The organism is Methylocapsa sp. S129 (assembly GCF_009765995.1).
Lineage (GTDB): Bacteria > Pseudomonadota > Alphaproteobacteria > Rhizobiales > Beijerinckiaceae > Roseiarcus.
Genome location: NZ_LMUI01000030.1, coordinates 344,446 through 367,386 on the forward strand (window position 1 = coordinate 344,446; position 22,941 = coordinate 367,386).

The 22,941-nt window shown below is 64.0% G+C and carries 24 protein-coding genes; 13 read left to right on the forward strand and 11 right to left on the reverse strand.

The features are described 5' to 3' along the window. Positions 1-4: 4 nt before the first annotated feature. On the forward strand, positions 5-496 hold the full coding sequence (locus GSQ90_RS19230; RefSeq protein ID WP_158816494.1) for an ester cyclase: 492 nt from the start codon (positions 5-7) through the stop codon (positions 494-496). Between the two features lie 16 nt (positions 497-512). Here the strand turns inward: GSQ90_RS19230 and GSQ90_RS19235 are convergent, their stop codons facing one another. After that, on the reverse strand, positions 513-893 hold the full coding sequence (locus tag GSQ90_RS19235) for a helix-turn-helix domain-containing protein (RefSeq protein ID WP_158816495.1): 381 nt from the start codon (positions 891-893) through the stop codon (positions 513-515). A gap of 11 nt (positions 894-904) precedes the next feature. Beyond that, positions 905-1,156, reverse strand: coding sequence for a type II toxin-antitoxin system RelE/ParE family toxin (locus tag GSQ90_RS19240; RefSeq protein ID WP_158816496.1), 252 nt, complete (start codon positions 1,154-1,156; stop codon positions 905-907). 256 nt (positions 1,157-1,412) lie between these two features. On the opposite strand from GSQ90_RS19240, the gene ffh reads away from it, so the two are divergent. From ffh to GSQ90_RS19275, 7 genes are all read left to right on the forward strand, one after another. Then, positions 1,413-2,981 (forward strand): signal recognition particle protein, encoded by a 1,569-nt coding sequence (gene ffh, locus GSQ90_RS19245; protein WP_158816497.1) that lies wholly within the window; start codon positions 1,413-1,415, stop codon positions 2,979-2,981. 204 nt (positions 2,982-3,185) lie between these two features. After that, positions 3,186-3,554: a 30S ribosomal protein S16 gene (gene rpsP, locus GSQ90_RS19250; protein WP_158816498.1), complete on the forward strand. Its 369-nt coding sequence runs from the start codon at positions 3,186-3,188 to the stop codon at positions 3,552-3,554. Positions 3,555-3,755: 201 nt separating this feature from the next. Beyond that, complete coding sequence (gene rimM, locus GSQ90_RS19255) at positions 3,756-4,295, forward strand: ribosome maturation factor RimM (RefSeq protein WP_246731667.1); 540 nt, start codon at positions 3,756-3,758, stop codon at positions 4,293-4,295. Continuing rightward, positions 4,295-4,981 (forward strand): tRNA (guanosine(37)-N1)-methyltransferase TrmD, encoded by a 687-nt coding sequence (gene trmD / locus GSQ90_RS19260; RefSeq protein WP_158816499.1) that lies wholly within the window; start codon positions 4,295-4,297, stop codon positions 4,979-4,981. Before rimM ends, trmD begins: the two co-directional genes overlap by 1 nt. Before the next feature lie 293 nt (positions 4,982-5,274). Beyond that, complete coding sequence (locus tag GSQ90_RS19265; protein WP_158816500.1) at positions 5,275-6,900, forward strand: GMC family oxidoreductase; 1,626 nt, start codon at positions 5,275-5,277, stop codon at positions 6,898-6,900. A 15-nt stretch (positions 6,901-6,915) separates the two neighbouring features. Next, entirely contained in the window at positions 6,916-8,652 is a 1,737-nt protein-coding gene (locus tag GSQ90_RS19270) for an aldehyde dehydrogenase family protein (protein ID WP_158816501.1), read from the forward strand. 31 nt (positions 8,653-8,683) lie between these two features. Further along, entirely contained in the window at positions 8,684-9,319 is a 636-nt protein-coding gene (locus tag GSQ90_RS19275; protein WP_158816502.1) for a TetR/AcrR family transcriptional regulator, read from the forward strand. A 52-nt stretch (positions 9,320-9,371) separates the two neighbouring features. On the opposite strand, the gene GSQ90_RS19280 is transcribed toward GSQ90_RS19275, so the two are convergent. Next, positions 9,372-9,770: a VOC family protein gene (locus GSQ90_RS19280; protein ID WP_158816619.1), complete on the reverse strand. Its 399-nt coding sequence runs from the start codon at positions 9,768-9,770 to the stop codon at positions 9,372-9,374. A 96-nt stretch (positions 9,771-9,866) separates the two neighbouring features. On the opposite strand from GSQ90_RS19280, the gene GSQ90_RS19285 reads away from it, so the two are divergent. Further along, complete coding sequence (locus GSQ90_RS19285) at positions 9,867-10,568, forward strand: YafY family protein (RefSeq protein ID WP_158816503.1); 702 nt, start codon at positions 9,867-9,869, stop codon at positions 10,566-10,568. A gap of 24 nt (positions 10,569-10,592) precedes the next feature. Here the strand turns inward: GSQ90_RS19285 and GSQ90_RS19290 are convergent, their stop codons facing one another. After that, positions 10,593-10,784 carry a hypothetical protein gene (locus GSQ90_RS19290; protein ID WP_158816504.1) on the reverse strand — a complete coding sequence of 64 codons (192 nt, stop codon included), beginning with the start codon at positions 10,782-10,784 and terminating at the stop codon, positions 10,593-10,595. 257 nt (positions 10,785-11,041) lie between these two features. Here GSQ90_RS19290 and GSQ90_RS19295 point away from each other — a divergent pair, with 257 nt between their 5' ends. Further along, the gene (locus GSQ90_RS19295; RefSeq protein ID WP_158816505.1) at positions 11,042-11,617 is read left to right on the forward strand and encodes a DUF805 domain-containing protein; all 576 of its coding nucleotides are present in this window, start codon (positions 11,042-11,044) and stop codon (positions 11,615-11,617) included. Positions 11,618-11,660: 43 nt separating this feature from the next. Here the strand turns inward: GSQ90_RS19295 and GSQ90_RS19300 are convergent, their stop codons facing one another. Further along, positions 11,661-12,557 (reverse strand): SDR family oxidoreductase, encoded by an 897-nt coding sequence (locus tag GSQ90_RS19300; RefSeq protein WP_158816506.1) that lies wholly within the window; start codon positions 12,555-12,557, stop codon positions 11,661-11,663. A 60-nt stretch (positions 12,558-12,617) separates the two neighbouring features. Next, on the reverse strand, positions 12,618-13,511 hold the full coding sequence (locus GSQ90_RS19305) for an SDR family oxidoreductase (RefSeq protein ID WP_158816507.1): 894 nt from the start codon (positions 13,509-13,511) through the stop codon (positions 12,618-12,620). A gap of 93 nt (positions 13,512-13,604) precedes the next feature. Between GSQ90_RS19305 and GSQ90_RS19310 the strand changes: the two genes are divergently transcribed. Beyond that, positions 13,605-14,456, forward strand: a complete 852-nt coding sequence (locus GSQ90_RS19310; RefSeq protein ID WP_158816508.1) for a helix-turn-helix transcriptional regulator — start codon at positions 13,605-13,607, stop codon at positions 14,454-14,456. A gap of 139 nt (positions 14,457-14,595) precedes the next feature. Here GSQ90_RS19310 and GSQ90_RS19315 read toward each other — a convergent pair whose 3' ends face one another. The 5 genes from GSQ90_RS19315 to GSQ90_RS19335 all read right to left on the reverse strand — a co-directional run bounded on the left by GSQ90_RS19315 (position 14,596) and on the right by GSQ90_RS19335 (position 21,453). Continuing rightward, positions 14,596-15,642 carry an aldehyde reductase gene (locus GSQ90_RS19315; protein WP_158816509.1) on the reverse strand — a complete coding sequence of 349 codons (1,047 nt, stop codon included), beginning with the start codon at positions 15,640-15,642 and terminating at the stop codon, positions 14,596-14,598. Between the two features lie 273 nt (positions 15,643-15,915). Beyond that, complete coding sequence (locus GSQ90_RS19320) at positions 15,916-16,374, reverse strand: DUF2214 family protein (RefSeq protein WP_158816510.1); 459 nt, start codon at positions 16,372-16,374, stop codon at positions 15,916-15,918. Positions 16,375-16,610: 236 nt separating this feature from the next. Then, entirely contained in the window at positions 16,611-19,739 is a 3,129-nt protein-coding gene (locus GSQ90_RS19325) for an efflux RND transporter permease subunit (RefSeq protein ID WP_158816511.1), read from the reverse strand. Then, on the reverse strand, positions 19,739-20,821 hold the full coding sequence (locus GSQ90_RS19330) for an efflux RND transporter periplasmic adaptor subunit (RefSeq protein WP_158816512.1): 1,083 nt from the start codon (positions 20,819-20,821) through the stop codon (positions 19,739-19,741). Before GSQ90_RS19330 ends, GSQ90_RS19325 begins: the two co-directional genes overlap by 1 nt. Positions 20,822-20,826: 5 nt before the next feature. Continuing rightward, complete coding sequence (locus GSQ90_RS19335) at positions 20,827-21,453, reverse strand: TetR/AcrR family transcriptional regulator (RefSeq protein ID WP_158816513.1); 627 nt, start codon at positions 21,451-21,453, stop codon at positions 20,827-20,829. A gap of 337 nt (positions 21,454-21,790) precedes the next feature. Between GSQ90_RS19335 and rplU the strand changes: the two genes are divergently transcribed. Continuing rightward, on the forward strand, positions 21,791-22,495 hold the full coding sequence (rplU, locus tag GSQ90_RS19340; protein ID WP_158816514.1) for a 50S ribosomal protein L21: 705 nt from the start codon (positions 21,791-21,793) through the stop codon (positions 22,493-22,495). A gap of 86 nt (positions 22,496-22,581) precedes the next feature. Then, a complete protein-coding gene (gene rpmA, locus GSQ90_RS19345) occupies positions 22,582-22,848 on the forward strand; it encodes a 50S ribosomal protein L27 (protein ID WP_158816515.1) in 267 nt (88 codons plus the stop codon). Positions 22,849-22,941 lie beyond the last annotated feature (93 nt).

Below are 22,941 nucleotides of genomic sequence, written 5' to 3' on the forward strand. Positions count from 1 at the left end.
GAAAATGGATCGCCGCACGGTAATGGCCGGCCTGCTCATCGGCGCGGCTGGAAGCACGCAGGCCGCCGCGCAGACGGCCAGCCCGCCCGCTCGCCGGCTGGCCGAACAATTCGTCGCCACGCTCAACGCCCATGACATAGACGCTTTCGCGGCGTTGTTTTCCGACGCTTATGTGAACCACCAGACGAGCGCCGCCGCGCCGCCGCCCGCGGCGGGAGCGACGCCGAAACAGGGCACGGTGGCGTTCTTCGCGGGCCGGCTGAAAGGAATGCCCGATCTCAGCGTCGCAATCGAAGCGCTGGTGGCGAGCGAAGATAAAGTCGCCGCGAGTTTCGTCTATTCGGGCACGCACCAGGGCGTCTATCTCGGCGTGCCGCCGACGGGCAAAAAGCTGCGCTTCACCTCATGCGATATTTTCCGCGTGAGCGACGGATTGATCGCAGAACATTGGGGCATGGGCGACATAGCGGGGGCACTGGCGCAAATGAAGGGGTGAGGGCGTCGCAGTTTAGCTATTCGAGCCATTGCAGCGGCACATCCAGCGCTCGCGCCAGTCGATGCAAGGTCTCCGGTGCGCCAGCTCTACGGCAGTTTTCCAAGTCAGAGATGTAGCCCTGGCCAACGCCAGCTTTCGCGGCGAGGTCCGACTGGGTGATGTCGCGCCAACGCCGCAAGGCGCGAAGCAAGCTGTCGCCCTTGAGCATAGCTTCGGTGACAGGCTGCGGAAGCAAACCGTTCCTACTGGCCGCGAGCTCCGCCTTGCGCGCGTCATAGATAGCGACGTCGTCCTCGTCTTCATTGTGAGCGGCGGCGATCAGCGCCTCGTATTCAGCGCGGGGAATGATCACCATTTCCTCGCCCGACGGGGTACGGATAATCTGCGGTTCGGTCATCTCATCCGTCCTCAATTGCGCCGGTAAGTCGTTGTCTGGCGTCTTCCGATATAGATCGCCAGAATGGTCGAAGCATCTTCGTCAAAAATGACCCGGTAGTTTCCAATTCTGAGCCGAAAGCCGGCGCGTCCAAACAGCGATTTCACATCGCCGTCACCGGTCGTCGCATAGCGGACTAATCCCTTCTGCACAGCCTCGCGGGCGTCGTTGGAAAGTCCGTCGAAGTCTCTGGCGGCCGCGTGACTGAAGATGATGGTCTTCACAGCGATATTATCGCTACGATATCGATCGGTTGCAAGTGATAATATCGCATGCTCGCTTTATGGCGCGAAATCCATCTGACTCTCATGGTGGCCTCAAGTTTGACTTCCCCCTCCCCCTCCCCTAAACACCTTCCCCTATCTTCGTCAGGTTCGTCCTCGTCGATCAGCCGACCTAGCCCTTGAGGCTGGCGGTCACCGTCCGGCAGCGCGTTGCGCCCCCGGGCGCGATTGTCGTTGGACAGTTCAGGAGCGACCCATGTTCGAGAGCCTTTCGGAAAAGCTCTCCGGCATATTCGATAAGCTGACCGGCCGCGGCGCCCTCTCGGAAGAGGACGTCAATTCCGCGATGCGCGAAGTGCGCCGCGCCTTGCTCGAGGCGGATGTCGCGCTCGAAGTCGTGCGCTCGTTCGTCGACAAGGCGCGCACCAAGGCGATCGGCGCGGCGGTGATCAAATCGGTCACGCCCGGCCAGATGGTCGTGAAAATCGTCCATGACGCGCTAGTCGAGACGCTGGGCGGCGAAAGCCAGGCGATCGATCTCAACGCGCCGGCGCCGATCGCGATCATGATGGTCGGCCTGCAGGGCGCCGGCAAGACCACCACCACAGCAAAAATCGCCAAGCGGCTCAACGAGCGCCTGAAGCGCAAGGTGCTGATGGCCTCGCTCGACGTGAAGCGGCCGGCGGCGCAGGAACAGCTCGCGGTGCTCGGCCGGCAGATCGGCGTCGACACGCTGCCGATCGTCGCGGGCCAAGGCCCGGTCGAAATCGCCAAACGCGCCGAGACCGTCGCGCGGCTGCAGGGCTATGATGTCGTGCTGCTCGACACGGCGGGGCGCACCCATATCGACGAACCTTTGATGGCCGAAATGGCCGAGATCCGCGACGCGACGCGGCCGCATGAAATCCTGCTCGTCGCCGACGCCCTCACCGGCCAGGACGCCGTCAATCTGGCGAAAAACTTCAACGAACGCGTCGGCGTCACCGGCATCGTGCTGACCCGCGTCGACGGCGACGGGCGCGGCGGCGCGGCGCTATCGATGCGCGCGGTCACCGGCAAGCCGATCAAGCTGCTCGGCGTTGGCGAAAAAATGGATGCGCTGGAGGATTTCCATCCCCAGCGCCTCGCCGACCGCATTCTGGGCATGGGCGACATCGTCAGCCTCGTCGAGAAGGCGGCGCAGAATATCGATATGGCGCAGGCGGCTAAAATGGCCGAGCGGATGCGCAAGGGCGTGTTCGACCTCAACGACCTCTCCGATCAGCTCGCGCAGATCGAGAACATCGGCGGCATGGGCGGCATCATGAGCATGCTGCCCGGCATGGCCAAGATCAAGGACCAGGTCGCCGCCGCCCATCTCGACGGCAAGGTGATCGGGCGCCAGCGCGCGATCATTTCCTCGATGACGCCTAGGGAGCGGCGCAATCCCGACCTGTTGAAGGCCTCGCGCAAGAAGCGCATCGCGGCGGGGTCGGGCGTCAATGTCGAGCAGGTCAACCGCCTGCTGAAACAGCATCGCCAGATGGCGGACATGATGAAATCGATGGGCGGCGGCGCCAAGCGCGGACCGATGGCGCAGCTCGGCCAGATGTTCGGCATGGGCGGCGGCATGCCGCAGCCAACGCCCGAACAATTGGAAGCGTTTCAAAAACAGATGGGCGGCGCCCTGCCCGGCGCCAAAAGCGGCGGCATTCCCGATGCGCCCCCGCCCGGCGCCTTCAATCCCCCCTCTTCATTCCCCAGCCTGCCGGGCCTTGGCGCGCCGCGCCTGCCGGGCCTCGGCGGCCTGCCCGGGTTCAATCCATTCGGAGGTAAGAAGAAATGAACTGAGAAGAAGTCGCTCCGCGCCCCCTCGCCCCGCAAAGCGGGGAGAGGGTTGGGGTGAGGGGCGGCGTGACGTTAGGGGTGAGACGCGAACAAGACCAAATGGTCGGCGTCGCGCCGCCCCTCATCCGGCCCTTCGGGCCACCTTCTCCCCGCTCGCGGGGAGAAGAGTTTGTATCGTATTCGTCAAGAAAGGAATGAAAACATGTCTCTGAAAATTCGTCTCGCGCGCGGCGGCGCCAAGAAGCGCCCGTTCTATCGCATCGTGGTCGCCGACGCGCGCATGCCGCGCGACGGCCGCTTCGTTGAAAAGATCGGCACGTTCGATCCGGTCAAGGCCAAGGACGACGCTTTGCGCCTCGTGCTCGACGTCGAAAAGGCCAAGGCCTGGCTCGCCAAGGGTGCCCAGCCGACCGATCGCGTGCTGCGCCTGCTCGATGGCCTGGGCATCGCCAAGCGCGAGCCGCAGAACAATCCGCAGAAAGCGCTGCCCAAGAAGAAGGCGCAGGAGCGCACCGCCGCCGCGACGGCCGCGGCTGAAAAGGCGGCTGCTGCGGCTGCGCCAGCGGCGTAATTGGCATCACCTTCTCCCGCTTCGCGGGAGAAGGTGGCCTCGCGAAGCGAGGTCGGATGAGGGCGACCGCCCTGGTCGCGACCTCAACCGCCGCATCCGTATTAGGGTCATCACGCCGACAGGCCCTCATCCGACCCGACTTCGTCGGGCCACCTTCTCCCGCGAAGCGGGAGAAGGGGTTACACCGCAAGGACGCGATTCTTGCCCGCATCCGACCGCCTCATTCCTCTGGGGATATTCGGCGCGCCGCATGGCGTTCGCGGGGAATTGCGCGTCAAATCCTATGCGCAGGATCCCAAGGCGATCGGCGCTTACGGCGATCTCACAGACAAGGCGGGCGCGCGAACTTTCAAGTTCGCGGCACTGCGTCTCCTCAAGGACGACATGCTCGTCGTGCGCCTCGCCGGAATGGGCAGCCGCGAAGAAGCGGAAAAGCTGACGGGCGTCGAACTCTTCGCGCGGCGCGCGCAATTGCCGCCGCCGTCGGACGACGAATTCTACCATGACGATCTCGTCGGCCTCGAAGCTTTGACACGCGAAGGCGAGATGCTCGGCCGCGTCATCGCCTTGCGCAATTTCGGGGCGGGCGACATTCTTGAAATCGCGCCGGCGGCGGGCGGAGAAACGCTGCTTCTGCCGTTCACCAAAGCCGTCGCAGTCGAAGTCGATTTTGACAAGGGACGCATCATCATCGTTCCGCCCCATGAAATCGAAGGCGAACCTCGCCAGGAGGAACGCTGATGTTCGCGGCGACGATTCTGACGCTATTCCCCGAAATGTTTCCCGGCCCGCTCGGCCTCTCGCTGGCGGGCGATGCGCTGTCGCGCGGTCTGTGGTCCTGCCAGACATCGGACATTCGCACGCAGGGGGTCGGACGCCATCGCGCCGTCGACGATACGCCGGCCGGCGGCGGCCCGGGCATGGTGATGCGCGCCGATGTCTTGGCGGCCTGCCTCGACGCCGCGCTCGATCCCGGCGATGCCCGCCCGCGCCTGCTGATGAGCCCGCGCGGCAAACCGTTGACGCGGGATATGGCGCGCGAATGGGCTGATGGCCCTGGCCTCGTCATTCTCTGTGCGCGTTTCGAAGGGGTCGATGAGCGCGTCATTGCGGCGCGGAATCTGACGGAAGTCTCGATCGGCGATTACATCCTGTCGGGCGGCGAAATCGCCGCGCTCGCCGTGCTGGACGCCTGCGTCCGGCTTATTCCCGGCGTGATGGGCAAAGCGCAATCGGCGGCGCAGGAAAGCTTCGAATCCGGCCTGCTCGAATATCCCCATTACACGCGCCCGCGCGAATGGGAGGGGCGCACGATCCCCGAAATACTCCTGTCCGGCGATCACGCGCGCATCGCCCAATGGCGGCATGAGCAAGCCGTGCGGATCACCCAAGAGCGCCGGCCCGACCTGGCGCCGGACAAGCGATAGAGCGGGACGGAACGCCCATCGCCCGTTGCTTCGTCGCTGACGCTCCCTCGCAGTTGACGGCCATTCCGAAGCCCCGTCCGGCGGCGCCAAACGCGCCCACGATTTCGTCCGGTCATTTCTATTTGGACAATAGAACTGGACAATCGCCCAGATTATCCTAACCTTCGGACTATCGGCGTGGCGTCGGAGCGGAAGACGCATCGACCGCCTATCAAAGTCTCGCCATCAAAACCGGTCCTCAGAGAGCGGCGATGGATCAAGAAGACGAAATAAAGTGAAACGGGGAGGAAGCCATGAAGTTCGATTATGTCATCGTGGGCGGCGGCTCCGCCGGTTCGACCCTCGCCGCGCGCCTGTCAGAAGATTCATCGGCGACGGTCTGCCTGCTTGAAGCGGGCGGCGAGGGCAAAAGCTGGCTTGTCCGCGCGCCCGCCGGCGTCGCCGCCATGCTGCCTGGACGACCCAAAATCAACAATTGGGCTTTCAACACGGTTCCGCAGGCGGGCCTGTACGGACGCCGAGGCTATCAGCCGCGCGGCAAGGGGCTCGGCGGCTCCAGCGCCATCAATGCGATGCTCTACGTTCGCGGACACCGCTCGGACTATGACGATTGGGCGAGTCTTGGCTGCGAAGGCTGGTCCTATGACGAAGTCCTGCCCTATTTCATGCGCTCGGAGGCCAATGAGCGCGGCGCCGATGCGCTGCACGGCGCTGCTGGTCCGCTCCATGTCTCGGACCAGAAGAGTCCGCGGCCCATTTCTCACGCGTTTATCCAGGCTGCGAGCGAACTGCAGTTCCGCACCAACAATGACTTCAACGGGCCCGAGCAAGAAGGCGTCGGCCTCTATCAGGTGACCCAGTTCCACAGCCGCGAGAGAAACGGCGAGCGTTGCTCGGCGGCGGCCGCCTATCTGCATCCGAATTCCAACCGGCCGAATCTGACGATCGCCACGAAAGCGCACGCCACGAAGATCGTGTTTGACCGCAAACGGGCGAGGAGCGTTCGCTATCGCGCGCGCGGCGCGGAGGTTGAGGTCGAGGCCAATCGCGAGATCATCCTGTGCGGCGGCGCGTTCAATTCTCCGCAGCTTTTGCAATTATCGGGCGTCGGCCGGCTGGAAGACATCCAGCGCCATGGCATCCCAATGACGCACGAACTTCCCGGCGTCGGGCAGAACCTGCGCGACCACCTCGATTTTACTCTCGCTTACAAATCGAAGGATACCGATCTGTTCGGCATCGGCGCGGCGGGGACCGTCAATCTGATCAAACACATCCTTCAATGGCGCAAAGACGGAACCGGCCTGATCGCCACTCCCTTCGCGGAAGTCGGCGCGTTTTTGAAGACCGATCCGGCGCTCTCCCGGCCCGATATCCAGTTGCATTTCGTCATCTCGATCGTCGACGACCATGTACGCAAATTACACATGGGCTACGGCTACTCGTGTCACGTTTGCGTCGTTCGGCCGCGCTCGACCGGCGAGGTTTTTCTTGAGAGCGCGGACCCGATGGCGGCGCCGGGCATCGATCCGCGCTATCTGTCGAACCCTGAAGATCTTCAAGTCCTGATGAAGGGCGCGAAAATGACCCGCGCCATCCTCGAAGCGCCGGCGATGGCCAAATACCGTCACAAGGAAATCTACACGAAGGACGGCATGAGCGACGACGAATGGGAAAGCCATATCCGCGCGCGGGCGGACACGATCTACCATCCCGTCGGCACCTGCAAAATGGGCGTCGACGCGATGGCGGTCGTCGATCCGCAATTGCGCGTGCGTGGGCTGGAGGGCCTGCGCGTCGTCGACGCGTCGGTCTTCCCAACGCTCATCGGCGGCAACACCAATGCGCCGACGATCATGATCGCCGAAAAGGCAGCCGACATGATTCAAGGCAAGCCCGCGCCCGCGGCGATTCACTGAACCGGAGACGAATCCATGGCCCAGCCCGCACCCGTCGAACAATTCGCCTTCGGACATCTCGATCAGGCGATCGCCGAGCTCCAGGCGAACAAGAACGCCTGGGCGCGAACGAGCGTCGAAGAGCGCCTATCGATCCTCGCCGACATCAAGAAGGCGTTGATGAACGTCGCGGAAAGCTGGGCGCTGACGGCGGCGCGCAAGAAACAGATTCCCGCCGGCTCGCCGCTCGCCGGAGAGGAATGGATTTCCGGGCCCTACGCCCTGATGTCGGGCTGCAACGCCCTGATCCAGACCTTGTCGGGGATGAAGGACAAGACATTCCTGCAAGGCCTCCCGGTCCGCGATCTGGCGAATGGACGGATCGCCGTTTCCGTGGTTCCCAACTCGCTATGGGACCGCCTTCTGCTTTCGGGCGTCAAGGCCGAGATCTGGATGCAGGCGGGCGTGACGAAGGACAATCTGGCGAGCCATACCGCCGGCGCCTACGATGTTCCGCCCGAAAAGCGCGAGGGGAAGGTCGCGCTCGTGCTTGGCGCGGGCAATATCGCCGCCATCGCGCCGCTCGACTGCTTCCAGAAGCTCTTTTCCGAGCATCAGGCGACGATCCTGAAATTGAACCCGGTCAACGACTATCTGATCGACGTTCTTGAAGCCGCCTTGAAGCCCTTGATCGCGCGCGGCGCCCTGCGCATCGTGAAAGGCGGCGCCGATGCCGGCGAATATCTCTGCAATCATCCAGGCGTCGACGAAATTCATATTACCGGCGCCGAAGCCTCGCACGACGTCATCGTCTGGGGGCCGGGCGAAGAGGGCCGCCGCAACAAACAGGCCGGTGCGCCGCGCAACCGCAGGCCGATCACATCGGAACTTGGCGCGGTATGTCCGACGATCGTGGTTCCCGGTCCGTGGTCGGCCGCCGATCTGTCGTTTCAGGCCGAACATATCGCCACGCAGAAGATGCATAATTCGGGCTTCAATTGCATCGCCTGCCAGATGCTGATCGCGCCCGAGCGCTGGGAAGGGACCGCGCCTCTGCTGCAGAAGATCGAGGCGACGATCAAGGCGATGCCGCCGCGGGCGCCCTATTACCCTGGCGCCACGCGACGCATGAGCGATTTCAGCGACCGGGGTCACGACGCGGCGAATCCCGCGCCTGCCAATGATTCGTCATGCGTGGTCGTGCCTTTCGTCCGCGACGGGGATGCGTGGTTCGAGACCAACGAAGTGTTTGCGCCGGCGATGAGCGTGCGACGCATCGACGAGACTGATCCGGAAGCCTTTCTCCGCGCTGCAATCGCCTACGCCAACACGCGGCTGCGCGGCACGCTTGGCGCCAATATCCTGATCCATCCCGCGACGATGCGAAAGATCGGCCGCAAGACATTCGAGGCGATCCTCGTCGATCTGCGCTATGGCTGCATCGCCATCAACGCCTGGAGCGGGCTTGGGTTTCTGCTCGTCAAGACGCCCTGGGGCGCTTTTCCCGGCCACACGCTTGACGACGCGCAGAGCGGAATCGGCTTTGTTCACAACACCTTCATGTTCGACAAGCCCGAACGCACCGTGGTGGAGGCCCCGTTCAGGCCGTATCCGCGCAACCTGCTCAGCGGCGAGATGAGCCTGCTGCCGCGCCCGCCGTGGTTCGTGACAAACCGCAAGCAGCATGTTATCGGCAAGCTGCTGACATCTTTCGAATATCGACCGAGCTGGCTGAAGATTCCGCAAATCTTCCTGAACGCTCTGATGGGATAGACGCTTTGCACATTCGCCGGCCGCCAGCGTCGTGACTTCATTTGCGATCCCGCCGAGCAAGCTGGCGAAATCGCCTGGGAAAGCGACGAAGCGATCCGGCAAGCGGGCGGATAAGAAGCGCGAACTCGCCGGACACGCGATCTCGACGCTTGGCGTCCTTGGCTATGCGCGCACCAGCTTGCGCGATATTGCGAGCCAATCGGGCGTTTCGCTCGGCGTCCTTCATTATTACTTCGAAGACAAGGTCGAGCTGATCACCTATTGCGTGAAGCTCTACAAGCAAAATTTCGTAGAATTGCTCGACGCGCCGATTTTGTCCGAGGGCTCGCCCGCCGCCGTCATCGATGGGTTCATCGACGGGCTTGTCGGCGCCATCGCCGAGCATGCGAGCACTCATCGATTGTGGTACGACATCCGCGCCCAGGCCTTGTTCGACGAAGCCTTTCATTCCGTCGTTCGTGAAATCGAAGACGCGCTGATCGCGCTCGTCGGCCGGTTTCTCAAGCGATTGAACTTGGAGACAATGAGCGCGTTCAGCCTCTACCTCTTATGCGACAGCTTGTTTCGCTACTACCTTCAGCAGCATCTGTCCGGCGATGAGCGAGCGCTCGCCGCTTTCCGCGCGGCGCTGGTCGAGCAATTCGCTGCGCTGAAACCGGGCGTTTGACGGCCTCCGCCTCGACGCCACCCAAGTCATCGCCGTAACGCGAGTTCAACGCCTAAGCGTTGAATTTCTTGATCGCCGCGGCGCTGACGGGCGTGAAGAAATTGATCAAATTGCCGTCAGGGTCGCGAAACAGCAAGGAGCGGTTTCCCCACGGCATGGTTGTCGGCCGCTGGACAAATTCGCGGACGATTTTTTCGAGTCTTCCATATTCTTTGTCCACATCGTCAACGCGGAACTCGATGATGCAGCTGTGGTTGTCGGCAGGGCGCGCGGAGCCGGCTCCGAATAGAGCCACGGTGCGCGCGCTGCCGATCGCCAACGTGCAGGAAGGCGTCGCCAGTTCAGCAAAATCCTCGGTGTAGCGCGTCGCCGACAGGCCTGTGACGCCTTCGTAGAATTCGACCAGACGACTGACGTCGCTGGCGATGATGCGCACGGAGACGAATTTCATCATGTCCTCTTTCCCTAGGTCTTTGCGCCGCGGATGCGGCGGCGATCGGCTTGTGGCAGGGTGCTGCTGACAGCGTCCTGTCAGCAGGGAGATTCCATGCGCCGCGCCGACCGCCTGTTTCAGATCATCCAGATCCTGCGGCGCTCGACCCGGCCTGTCACCGCGGACATGCTGGCCGAAGAGCTGGAAGTGTCGCGGCGCTCCGTCTATCGCGATATGGCGGATCTGATCGGGCAAAGAGTGCCGATCCGCGGCGAGGCGGGGCTGGGCTATGTCCTCGATCGCGACTTCGATATGCCGCCGCTGATGCTGACGCCCGATGAAATCGAAGCAGCAGTGCTCGGCGCGCAATGGGTCGCCGAGCGCGGGGATCCTGTGCTGGCCGCCGCGGCGCGCGACCTGATCGCCAAGATCGCCGCAGCGGTTCCCGAACGTCTGCGTCCTTTCATCGCCGAACCGACCATTGGCGCGCCGCCAAACAATAGGCCGGCCCCTGACGGCCTGGATATCGCGAAGGCCCGCTTATGGATCCGCAGCGGGCGCAAGATCAGGATCCGCTATCGAAACCAGGAGGCGCAGGACAGCGAGCGCACGATATGGGCGGTGATCATCGGCTACGCCGAAACGGTGCGCCTGCTGGCGGCCTGGTGCGAGCTGCGTCAGGATTTTCGGCACTTTCGCACCGATCGCATCGTCGCCGCCGAATTTCTCGACGAGCGCCACGGCTGCCGTCTCAGCGACCTGAGACACCGATGGAAACGCCATGTCGAGACGGAGCGCGACGTGCGCTTGTCATGACGGCCGGCCGTGCTTTCACGGGCTCTATTTCGCCAGCGACAGACGTTCTTTCAGCAGCGCGGCGAGCGCCTGTTCTTGCGCGGCGATACGGTCCGCTGCGAAGGCCTCGTCGCCGGCGCCGGAAAAGGCGGCGGCCTGCTCGGTGAGTTCTCGGATATTGTCACGGATCGCGGCGATGCGTTCGTCAAGCTCGATGAGGGCGGCAGGGTCGGCCATGATTGTTCCTTTTCTCGATTGTTGAGGGCCGCGAAGCCGGCACTCCAAGGCATAGCACGACATCCCAAGACGGCTCTGCGAAAGCACGGCGACCATCGCAACCCGGCGGAGAGCGGGACGCCCACTTCGTTTGACCCGCTGGCTTAGGGCTAACTTAACAATGCAAGACTATGTGAGGCGCCAGAACGTCTCAATAGATAGATGCCCCGGGGCGCGATTTGAGTGTCCAGCCCAGATTCCCGTGGCTTAGAGGCCGATTGGCCAGGAAACCCTACTGGATAGGGATCGGTTTTCTTATCGTCGTCCAAGTGGTTGCGACGAATGCGGCGCCTGAAGATTCCGGCTGGGCCCTTCTTTCCGATTTCGACGATATTTTGGTCGCCGCGTTGGTTGGCAGGCGCATGCGCGATTTCGGCTGGTCGCCTTTCTGGGCATGGCTCGGCGTTGCTTTCATCCAGATGGCGATTCCCCTTGCGTTCATCATGGAGGCGAAGCAGTCCGAAACAAATCTCGCCTTTTTCCCCGACATCCCGCCTGCCGCGCAGAACCTGACCGCCGTTCTTTTTTATATCCTCATCGGCTTCGCCGGGTTCGTCAGAGGCGATCCCGGCCCTAACCGTTTTGGTCCAGCGCCCAGCGAGGGCGCGCCGGCGCTGAAGCCGCAAGCCGAAGCCGATGATCCCGGCGCCGGCGACGTCGACGCCATCATAGCGCGGGCGCTCGCCGCAAGGGGCGCCGCCGCCAAGACTGCGACAAGTCCGGGCGCCGCAATCGCCGCAGAGGCGCGCAACCCGTCGCGTTCAGCGCCGCCGGTATTCGGGAAGCGCAGATGAACGAGGCGCGCGCCGCTGGTTTCCGCGGAAACCCCAGCGCGCTTCAGGCGTCGGAAACGTCCAGCCGTTCAAGGTCGGCAATCAGTCCCGGCCCGGTCGGCCGCCACCCCAGCTTTCTCCGCGTTTGCTCGCTGGAGGCGGGCATGTCGAGCCCGGCAAACATGGCGAGCCAGCCGAAAAAGGCTGGAGCCTCTTCCGGGGCGATGGATTTGACCGGCAGTTTCAGACGCCTGCCAATGGCTTCGGCAATATCGCGCGTCGACACGCCTTCTTCGGCGGCCGCGTGATATCTTGCGTTCGGCTCGGCCTTTTCGATCGCTAGCCTGTAGAGACAGGCTACGTCGAGAACATAGGCCGCCGGCCAGCGATTGAGTCCCTCTCCGACATAGGCGCAGGCGCCCTTTTCGCGATAGACCGCGATCGCAGGGGTGATGAGGCCTTGCTTGGCCGTGTCGTGAACCTGCGGGAGGCGCACCACCGACACATTGACGCCCTGCGCGGCGACAGCGACAGCTGCTTCTTCCGAGGCTGCGCGCGGATGCACGTTGGAACCGACGGTCGCATTGTCTTCCTCAGCCGGCCGGCCGGGCGCGATATTGGCGATCCCGGTGCCGGAGGTCACGATCAAGGGCCGGTCGGAGCCCGCGAGAGCCGAGCCGAGCGCCTTGATCACATGGCGATCGTCCTCGCAGTTTTGGACAAATCTCGAAAAGTCGTGGTTGAAGGCCAGATGGATGACGCCATCCGATCGCGCGGCGCCTTCCTTGAGGCTGTCAGGGTCCGCGATCGACCCGCGATAGACCTCGGCGCCAGTGGCCGCCAACGCCGACGCTTTATCGTCCGAACGGCAGACGCCGATGACCTGATGGCCCGCCGCGATCAGGTCCTTGACGACGGCCGAACCGATGAATCCGGTGGCGCCGGTTACAAACACACGCATGAGCAAGTCTCCGTTTCTTTCTGAGATATCGAGAGCGATGGTCGCCCGATTGCACTTTTTCTAATGGGCGAAGTAAGCGGGATGATCGATGTCGGCGATGAGTCCGGGCTGTCCGGGCGCCCAGCCGAGCAGCGATCGGGTTCTCTCGCTCGAAGCCGGGCAGTCGATGCCCGTGAATCTGGCGAACCAGCCGAAATGCTCCGCCGCCTCCTCCGGCGACTGTGAGACGACCGGAACGTTCAGTCGCCGGCCAATCACTTCGGCGATCTCTTTGAACGGCACGCCTTCATCGGCGACCGCGTGGAAGGGTCCCCCTTCCACGCCGCGCTCGAGGGCGAGCCGAAAGACGCGGGCGGCATCCAGCCGGTGCACGGCCGGCCAGCGGTTGAGACCGTCGCCGAGATAGGGGGAGACGCGTTTCTCGCGGGCAAGGGCGATGACGCGCGGCACGAAGCCGTGATCGCCGTGGCCATGAACCGACGGCGGAAGCCGCACCGCTGTCGCGCGCACGCCGCGCTCCGCCAGCGCGGCGATCGCCGCCTCCGGGTTGCGCGGAAAAGACGCGGAGGCCGGACGGGGCGCGCTCTTTTCGGTCGCCACGCCGCCCGGCGCCAGCAGCGCTATTCCCGAGGTGACGATGAGCGGGCGGTCGGAGCCTTCCAGCACGCCGCCGATCGCCTCGATGGCGCGCTGCTCGTCCGCGCCGTTCTCCGCGAATTTCGAGAAGTCGTGGTTGAAAGCGGTATGGATCACGCCATCCGACTGCGAGGCGCCGCTCTTGAGGCTGTCCAGGTCCTGGAGCGCGCCGCGCTGAACCTCGGCGCCCGCCGCAGCCAGCGCTTCGGCCCCCGCGTCCGAGCGGCTCAGACCGAGCACCTTATGACCGGCGGCGATCAAGTCTTTCACGATGGCCGAGCCGACCCAGCCCGTGGCGCCGGTGACAAAAATACGCATGAGCAAAATCTCCTGGTTTTGTTGGAGACAAATATCTGCTTCCCTGATATCGTGGTAAAGTAGTGAGATTATCGTAGTATAATGGCTAACAGGATGAGCGAGCGCGTCGCGCAGGAGAATCGGCTCGGGATCTATCTGAAGGACCGCCGGGCGAAGCTCGATCCGGCCGCGTTCGGCTTTGCGCCGGAGCGTCGCCGCACGCTCGGGCTGCGGCGCGAGGAAGTGGCGCAGCGCGCCAACATCAGCCCGACCTGGTACACGTGGCTCGAACAGGGGCGCGGCGGGGCGCCCTCGGCGGACGTGCTTGACCGGATCGCCCGCGCGCTGATGCTGACGGATGTCGAGCGCGAACATCTTTTTCTGCTCGGCCTCGGCCGGCCGCCTGAGGTGCGCTACCGGAAGAGCGAAGGCGTTACGCCGCGGCTGCAGCGCGTGCTCGACGCGTTGAACCCGAGCCCCGCCATTATCAGGACCGCGATATGGGACGTCGTGGCCTGGAACCGGGCGGCGACCGTGATGCTGATGGACTATGGATCGCTGCCGCCGGAGCAGCGCAACATCCTGCGGTTCACCTTCCTCGACCCGCGCGCCCGCGCCGCGCAATACGATTGGGAAAGCGTCGCGCGGTTCATCTTGGGCGCGTTCCGGGTGGATGCAGCGCGCGCGGGAGCGGCGGCGGAAGTGGAATCGCTCGTCGAAGACCTCTGCCGACTCAGTCCCGAGTTCAGGGCGATGTGGCGGGAAAACGACGTTCGCAGCGCCCACGGGGAAGCCGTCAAGCACATACGCCACCCGGTTCTCGGCCCGCTCGCCTTTGAATATTCGGCGTTCGCGGTCGATGGCCGGCCGGACCTCAGCATGGTGGTCTATAATCCGGCGACGCCGGCGGATGTGGAGAAGATCAGTGCGCTGACCGGTTCGGCGCCCGCGCTCGACGGCGGCTGATCATCGCCGCCTCAATCGTGACTCGGACAGGTCGCTTCTCGTTCTGAAGATCGGCGCGAGCTCTTGAAACGGCGGAAACCGAAAGGGTCGGCTCGTGGCTCACGAGTTGGGCCGTGAGCCGACCGCCATACCTTCAGCGCTAAGCCGCCCTTTTCGCGCCACCTTTCAGCAGCCCGAGCCGCACCAGGCTTTCGGCGGCGGCGAGGATGGATTCCTCGTTCGAACCCGGCGCCCAGCCCAGTATGCGCCGGGCCTTTTCATTAGTGGCGTTCTTCACCTTGCCAAGCTCGGGCAGGATCAGCCGGACGGCGGGATCGCGCAGCGCGGCGAGGCGCACCAGCCAATTAGGGATCTGTCGCGCCGGCACTCTACTGGCCGACGCGCCCATACGGGCCTTCAGCAGTCTGGCGGTGTCGAGCATCGTCATGAAATCGCCGGCGACGGCGAGGAAGCGTTCGCCTTTGGCGGCCGGATGCGTCATGGCGAGGATATGCAGGTCGGCGACGTCGCGCACGTCGACAAGACCGAAAGAGAGTTTGGGAACGCCGGGCACGGCGCCATCCATCAGGCGCTGCACCAACAGGATCGAGGTCGAATAGTCCGGCCCGAGCGCCGGACCGAACACGCCGACCGGATTGACGACGGAAAGTTCGAGGCCGCCGCCTTCACGGGCGATGAAATCCCAGGCTGCGCGCTCGGCCAGAGTCTTCGATTTCGCATAGGCGCTGACGCCGGCGGCGTTAGGATCGGTCCAGTTCGTCTCGTCGAATGGCGCATCGCGCGGCGGCTGGCCATAGCCGATCGCGGCGAACGAAGAGGTCAGCACGACGCGCTTGACGCCGGCAGCCCGTGCGGCGCGCAAGACGCGCAGCGCGCCTTCGCGCGCCGGCACGATGAGTTCGTCCTCATGGGCGGGGACGCCGCTCGGGAACGGCGAGGCGACATGCAGGACGTAGTCGCAACCGGCGACCGCATCCGGCCAACCCGCGTCGTTTTCAAGATCGGCGGCGACGAAGGACAAACGCTCGCCCGGCTCGGCGCCGCCGGTCTTCAGCATGGCGCGCACCTCGCCCTCGCGCTTCAGGCTCCGCACGCTCGTGCGCACCTGATGGCCGGCGGCCAAAAGCTGCAGGATGGAATGGGCGCCGATAAAGCCCGACCCGCCGGTGACCAGAACTGTGCTCATCGTCATTTCCCTTTGGCTGATTTTCGTACCGGTCTCGCCACCGCTTGCGCGTGGTCACGATCGTCTAGTGGCTTGCGCCAGTGAAATTGATGAAGCGCTGGAAATTCCCTCCCCCCTTGTGGGGGAGGGTAAGGGAGGGCGGTCGCGCTGAACTATCAATGTGAGGGACAGAGATTCTTTCGGATAGTGCAGTGCGACCCCCCACCCCGGCCCTCCCCCACAAGGGGGGAGGGAGAAGAGGCGCCAGCCCTTCAATTTCACTGACGCAAGCCACTAGTTCGCCATGCCATAGCCGCGCGCCATCGCGGCGGCGGCGACCGGGATCGCGAGGAAGAATGCGGCTTCCGCCCAAAGATAGATCCGCATCCGCGCGACTTCCGCGGTCGCCGGGCGAAATGCGGCGTCGGCGCGCAGCGCCTTCCGCCAGCCTAAATAGCGAAGCGTCGGCGCGATCGACAGCAGGCCGACGATCGCGAACAGGACCATCTTGGTCCAGAAAATATGGTTGGCCATATAATATTCGTAGCCCTTGGCGCCCCAGATCACGCGGGCGATTCCGACGATCACCACGGCCGTCGCCGACAGGCCGTAGGCCATATCGATTCTCGCGAGCCGGCCGATCGCCTTGGCGTCGACGTCGATCGTCAGCAGGGCGAGTTCGGCGGCGAGCGTCGCCGCGAGCGTGAAAATCGCGAGATGATGAAGGCTGGCGAGCGCCCAGTCGGCGAACATGGCTTAAGCTCCGGTACTCTGAAACAGAGATTCTTTGATCGCCCTGATTGACGAACCCGAGCCGTTGTGGCCGGGCTCCTTCCGCAGTTGCCGGGTTGAGTTTTCTGAGACATTGAGGCTCATTCCCTCCCCCTGTGTCTCGGCAAACGCTTCGCGTTTGCGGTGGGACTCCCCCTCCCCGCGCTCGCGGGGAAGGGATTTCCGCGCTCATCGAGTCCTGTCGTGAATGGGGCATATCATTCGGCTGGCGAGGGAAGCACGGGGCCGAAGCCGATGTCGCGCGACGGGGCCTTGGCGGCGCTCTGCCGGCCGAGCGATCGGCGAAACACCAGCGCATAAATCGAGGGCAGGACCAGCAGGGTCAGGAAAGTGGCGACGGACAGGCCGCCCATGATCGTATAGGCCATCGGCCCCCAGAAGGCGCTCTCCGACAGGGGGATCATCGCCAGGATCGCCGCGAGCGCGGTCAGGACGACCGGCCTGGCGCGGCGCACCGTCGCCGAAACGATCGCCTCGCCGCGAGTCAGCCCGAGTTCGCGCACGTCGCGCTCGATCTGGTCGACCAGGATCACCGTGTTGCGCATATCCATGCCCGCCAAGGCGATCAGGCCAAGCAGCGCGACGAAGCCGAACGGCCGATGCGCGAGATTGAGCGCGATCGACGCGCCAACAATGCCAAGCGGCGCGGTGCAGAACACGATCGCGAGGCGCGACAGGCTCTGCAACTGGACCATCAAAAGCGTGAGCATCCCAAGCAGCATGATTGGGAACAGAATGAAGATCGAGGCATTGCCCTTCTGCGATTCTTCGATCGCGCCGCCCATCTCTATGCGATAGGCAGGCGACAGGCTGTCGCGAATCCCCTGCAGCTTCGGCCATAAAGCGGTCGAGACGTCTGGAGCCTGCACGCCGTCGACGACGTCGGCGCGCGCCGTGATCGCCATGTCGCGATTGCGCCGCCACATGATCGGCTCTTCCGTCCCGTAGCGGACATGCGCGACCTGCGAAACGGGCACCGCGGCGCCGTCGTGCGCGAGAACCGTCAGGCTGCCGATCTGGTCGAGCGCGGCGCGCTCCTCGGGAACCGCCCGGGCGACGACATCGATCTTCTCCTCGCCGGCGCGGATCGTCGTCACCGTGAGCCCGCCGATAAAGGTCTGCAGAGTCTGCGCAAGGTCCTGCGGCGTCAGGCCGAGGGCGCGGGCGCGCGCCTGGTCGACCTCAAGCGTGACGGACGGCATTTTCTCGTTCCAGTCGAGATTGGCGTCGACGATACGGTCGTCGGTGCGCATGACTTCGCGCACGCGGTAGGCGATGTCGCGCACCTTCGCCGGATCGGGGCCGATGATGCGGAATTGCACGGGGAAGCCAACGGGCGGCCCGAAATTGAAGCGATCGATGCGCACGCGCGCCGCGCTGAGCGCGCCTTTGCCGATCGCCGCGTCGAGGCGCGCCTTGATCCGCTCGCGCGCCTCAACGTCTTTGGCGACGATCACGATCTGCGCGAAAGCCTCATTGGGCTGGACCGGCAGCAGGCCGAGCCAGAAGCGCGGCGAGCCCTTGCCGATATAGGTCGTATAGGACGACGCGTCGGAATCGCCGGCGAGCAATTGCTCGCCCTCATGCGCGATCTTCGACGTCGCGTCGATCGAGGTTCCCTCGGCCATGCGCATTTCGAGAAACAGCTCCGGCCTTTCCGACAGTGGAAAGAATTGCTGCTGCACGTGGCTGAAGCCGCTGAGGCCGACGCCAATAAACGTCACGGTAATGGCGATGACGACGAGCGGCCGCGCCACGCAAAACTGGAGGACGCGGCGAAACGCGCGATAGAAGCGGCCGTTATAGACCGCGTTGGGGTCGGCATGATGGGCCTTGCGCGCAACGTCGGGCAGCAATTTGACGCCGAGATAGGGCGTGAAAATCACCGCGACGAACCACGAGGCGACAAGCGCGATCCCGACCACCCAGAAAATGCCGCCCGCATATTCGCCGACCGCAGAATTGGCGAGGCCGATCGGCAGGAATCCGATCGCGGTGACGAGCGTGCCGGTCAGCATCGGAAACGCTGTCGAAGTCCAGGCGAAGGCGCCGGCGCGCTCGCGGTCCCAGCCCTGCTCCATCTTCACCACCATCATTTCGACGGCGATGATCGCGTCGTCGACCAGCAGGCCGAGCGCGATGATCAGCGCGCCCAAGGTGATGCGCTGCAGATCGAGGCCGAGGAACGCCATCACGATGAAGACGATCGCCAGCACCAGCGGGACGGAAGTCGCCACCACAATGCCGGACCGCCAGCCGAGCGAAAGGAAGCTGACGGCCAGCACGATCACCAGCGCCTCGATGAACGAGCGCGTGAATTCGGATACGGCGACGCCGACGACCTTCGGTTGATCGGCGATGCGCTGAATCGAAATCCCTTGCGACAGATTGGTTTCGAAATCGGCGAGCGCCTCGTCGAGATTCTTGCCAAGCGCCAGGATATTGGCGCCCTTCTGCATGACGACGCCGATCTCCAGCGCCGGCTCGCCTTGCGAGCGAATGAGATAGGAGGCGGGATCCTCATAGCCATGCGAGACTTCGGCGATATCGCCCAGGCGGAACGTCCCGCCATTGGCGTAGACCGGCGTCTCGGCGACGGCGGAGACGCCTTCCAGCGCGCCGGTGACGCGCACGGGCACGCGCTGGCCCGTTGTCTGGAACTCGCCGGCGGGATTGACCGAATTCTGCTTGGCGAGCGAGTCGAACAGGGCCTGCGTCGGCACGCCGAGCGTCGACAGTTTGGCGTTGCTGAATTCGACGAAGATGCGCTGCGCCTGATCGCCAAAGAGATCGACCTTGGTGACGTCGGGCACGCGCTGCAAGCGAAGGCGGAACGCTTCGGCGACTTCCTTCAACTGCGCGTAGGAAGCGCCTTCGCCCTTGATCGTATAGAGAACGGCGTCGACGTCGCCAAACTCGTCATTGACGATCGGGCCGACGAGATCGGCGGGCAGATCGCTCCGCATGTCGCCGAGCTTCTTGCGCAATTCGGTGAACAGCGCGGGGACGAGGTGCGCGGGCGTCGAATCCTTGAAGTCGATGCCGATCGAGGTGAAGCCGGGCTTGGTGTAGGTGGTGGTCTTGTCGAAATAGGCGAGCTCGCGCAGCTTTTTCTCGATGCGGTCGGTGACCTGATCCTGCATTTCCTGCGTCGTCGCGCCCGGCCAGATCGCGCTGACGTTGACGTTCTTGATGGTGAAAGAAGGGTCTTCGGCGCGTCCGAGCTGAAAATAGCTCAAGGCGCCGCCGACGCCGATCGCGAAGATCAAAAAGGCGATCAACGCGGGATGGCGAATCGACCATTGCGAGAGATTGATCTGGCCCATCACGACCCCGCAAGATTTTGAACGATGCGCACTTTCTGCGCCGCGTCGAGCTTATGGGCGCCCAAGGCGACGACTTCCGCGCCTTCCGCGACGCCATCGACGACGAGCACGGATTCGTTTTCATAGCCGGCGATGCGCACAGGGGTCCCCGTCACCGCGCCGTTTGCGCGATCGACGACCCAGACGGTCGGACCTTTACCCTGATCGAACAAAGCGCCGAGCGGAAGACGCGCGACATTCTCAGCCCCATCGGCGAGCATCACGGTGAGGCTCATGCCGAGATGCACCGCTGGGGGCGCGTCGGCGAGGCTGTAGCGCGCGAGATAGGTGCGCGTCGTCGGATCGGCGTTGGGCGACAGTTCGCGCAAAGTCGCCGCCATCTTGACGCCGGGCAAGGCCCAGAATTCGACGCGCGCGGGCGCCGCGCGGACGCGATCGACCAGCGTTTCAGGAATGGCGACCGCGGCCTCCCGTTCGCCCGTATGGGATAGGCGCATCGCGGGCGCGCCGGCGGCGAGCACCTGGCCGGGCTCTGCGAGAACCGCGCTGACGATGCCGTCCGCATCCGCGGCGAGCGTCGCATAGCTCACCGCATTGCGCGCCAAAGTCACCGCGCGTTCGGCCCTGGCGAAAGCGCCGCGCGCCTGATCGGCGGCGGCCTTGGTCTTGTCGACGTCGGCGGCGGCGGACCAGCCTTGGCGCTTGAGCGTGCCGATCCGCTCCTCTTCGGCTTGCGCCTGCGCGAGCGCGCCCTTGGCCGAGGAATAATCGGCTTCGGCCTGATCAACCTGCAAACGGAAATCGGTATCATCGAGCCTGGCGAGGGGATCGCCCTTTTTCACGACGGCGCCGGCATCGACGAGGCGCTCGGCCATCTTGCCCGAAACGCGGAAGGCGAGATCGCTCTCGATGCGCGCCTTGACGATTCCGGGCAGCACGCGGCCGTTGACCCGCGGCGCATAATGTACCGTCGCTACAAGGACCGGACGCTGCGGCGCTTCTTTCTTGGCCTCGGTCGGCGCATTGCAGGCGCCCAGCAGCAAAGCGGGCAGCAGGGCGAAGGCGGCCGGGCGAAGTTTCATGACGCTTACTCCAGGCTTTGCAAAGGGGCGGGCGGATTTTTGTTGGCGAGCGCGCGCAGCACGAAGTCGATGACGCCCTGCGCATCAGCGTCAGGATCGTCGCCGCTGCATTCGGCGATCATGTCCGGGTGGAGGATGCACGCGCAGGCCGCCATGGTTCTCTCGCCGAGCAAGACGGGATCGCCGGGGCCAAATTCGCCATTCGCCTGCCCCTCGCCGACGAGGCCGACGATTACGGCGTCGCAGGCCTCCAGGAATTCCTCAATCGCGGTCCAGTTTTGCTCCATCGCAACGGCGACCACTTCGTGGACGCGTTTCTCGTTGATCATTTGTTCGCGATGGTTGCGATGCAGAAACAACAGCACGGCGCGGATGCGTTCGCCTGCCGCGCCCGGCCCCGCCGCCAAGGCCCGCGCCGCCTCCAGCAGGCCGCCGAGCAAGTTGCGGCAAATAGCTTCCGTCAGCGCGTCTTTCGAGGGAAAGAAACGATAGATATTGGCGCTCGACATGCGGAGCGCCGCCGCGATATCGGCGATCGTCGTCTTGCGAAAGCCGATCTGGCGAAACAGGTCCCATGCCGCCACAAGAATGCACTGGCGGGTTTCTTCCGAGGTTCGGCGGACGATGTTCATGCGGACCGTGAAGAATGATAACTGACGATATTCAATATTTATCAGTCTTCATCCCGCAGCGCAAGAGGCTGCTTTCTTCCCTGCAGATTTCCTCGGAAAAGGGGCAAGGTTGCTGTCGGCGACGTCCGCGCAAAACCGGCGGCGGCGCGCGCAAATCGTTTGACAGCGGCCCCCGACGCCCCTATAGGACGCATCGCTCTAGCGCGGCTCTCGGCCGCGCTTTTGGCTTTTCTGGGCTTTCGCCTAGGGCGGCCGAGCATTCACCAGCAGGTCAATACTGCAAAGAAGCCGGCCGCGTCCTTTCAGGCGCAGCGCCGGATTGAACACGGAGAAAACGATGTTCGCAGTCATCAAGACCGGCGGCAAGCAATATAAGGTCGCCGCCGAAGACGAAATTACGGTCATGACGCTCGCGGGCGAACCCGGCGATGTCGTGGCTTTCGATGTGCTCGCCCTGTTCGACGGCGAGACGAGCCATATCGGCGCGCCGCTTGTCGCGGGCGCTTCGGTCGCCGGCGAGATCGTCTCGCATGGACGCGGGCCCAAAGTCATCGCCTTCAAGAAGCGTCGCCGCAAGAACTCGCGCCGCAAGCGCGGCCACAAGCAGGATCTGACCGTCGTCCGGATCACCGAATTCCTGACGGGCGGCGCCAAGCCGGCGCATAAATCGGCATCGACCGCTCCCGCGGCTTTGTTGTCCCAGACCGAGGGGACGCATCACGCCGCCGAAGCCGCCGCCAAGGCCGCAGGGCTCGACACGTCGAAGTTCCAGAAGCTCGACAAGGCTTTTGGCGCGCCTGACGATCTCGAATGGATTCACGGCATCGGCCCCGGCATCGCCAAGAAGCTGCATGGCGTCGGCGTCTTCCATTTCTGGCAGGTGGCCGCGCTGGCTCCTGAGGATATCGCCGCGATCGAACACGAGGTTGGCTTTGCCGGCCGCGCCGACCGCGACCACTGGAAAGACCAGGCGCGCGATCTGATGGCCGGCAACCCGCCGGTCCCCAAGACGGGTCACCATCATCACGAGGATCACGCCTAAAGGCGGGTTCCTTAAAACGAAAAATTGGATTATAGAGGCGCTAAATTGCGGCATGCCGCGTGAGCGTCTGATTTGGAGCAGGTGTTATGGCCCATAAAAAGGCAGGCGGTTCTTCGCGAAACGGTCGCGACTCGGCTGGCCGCCGTCTCGGCGTAAAGAAATTCGGCGGCGAGAATGTGATCAGCGGCATGATTATCGTTCGCCAACGCGGCACGAAATTTCATCCCGGCCGCAATGTCGGCATTGGCGTCGACCATACGCTCTTCGCCAAGACCGCCGGCAAGGTTGCATTTGAAACCAAAGCTAACGGTCGAGCCTATGTAGCGGTCGTAGCTCTTCAAGCAGCGGAATAAAGCGGGGCAAGGACGAGACCCCCCGCTTGGCGCCAGCCCCGCGGACGGTCTCCAGGAACAGCCCTAGAGACATCGCAGGCGAGAGAAATCTCC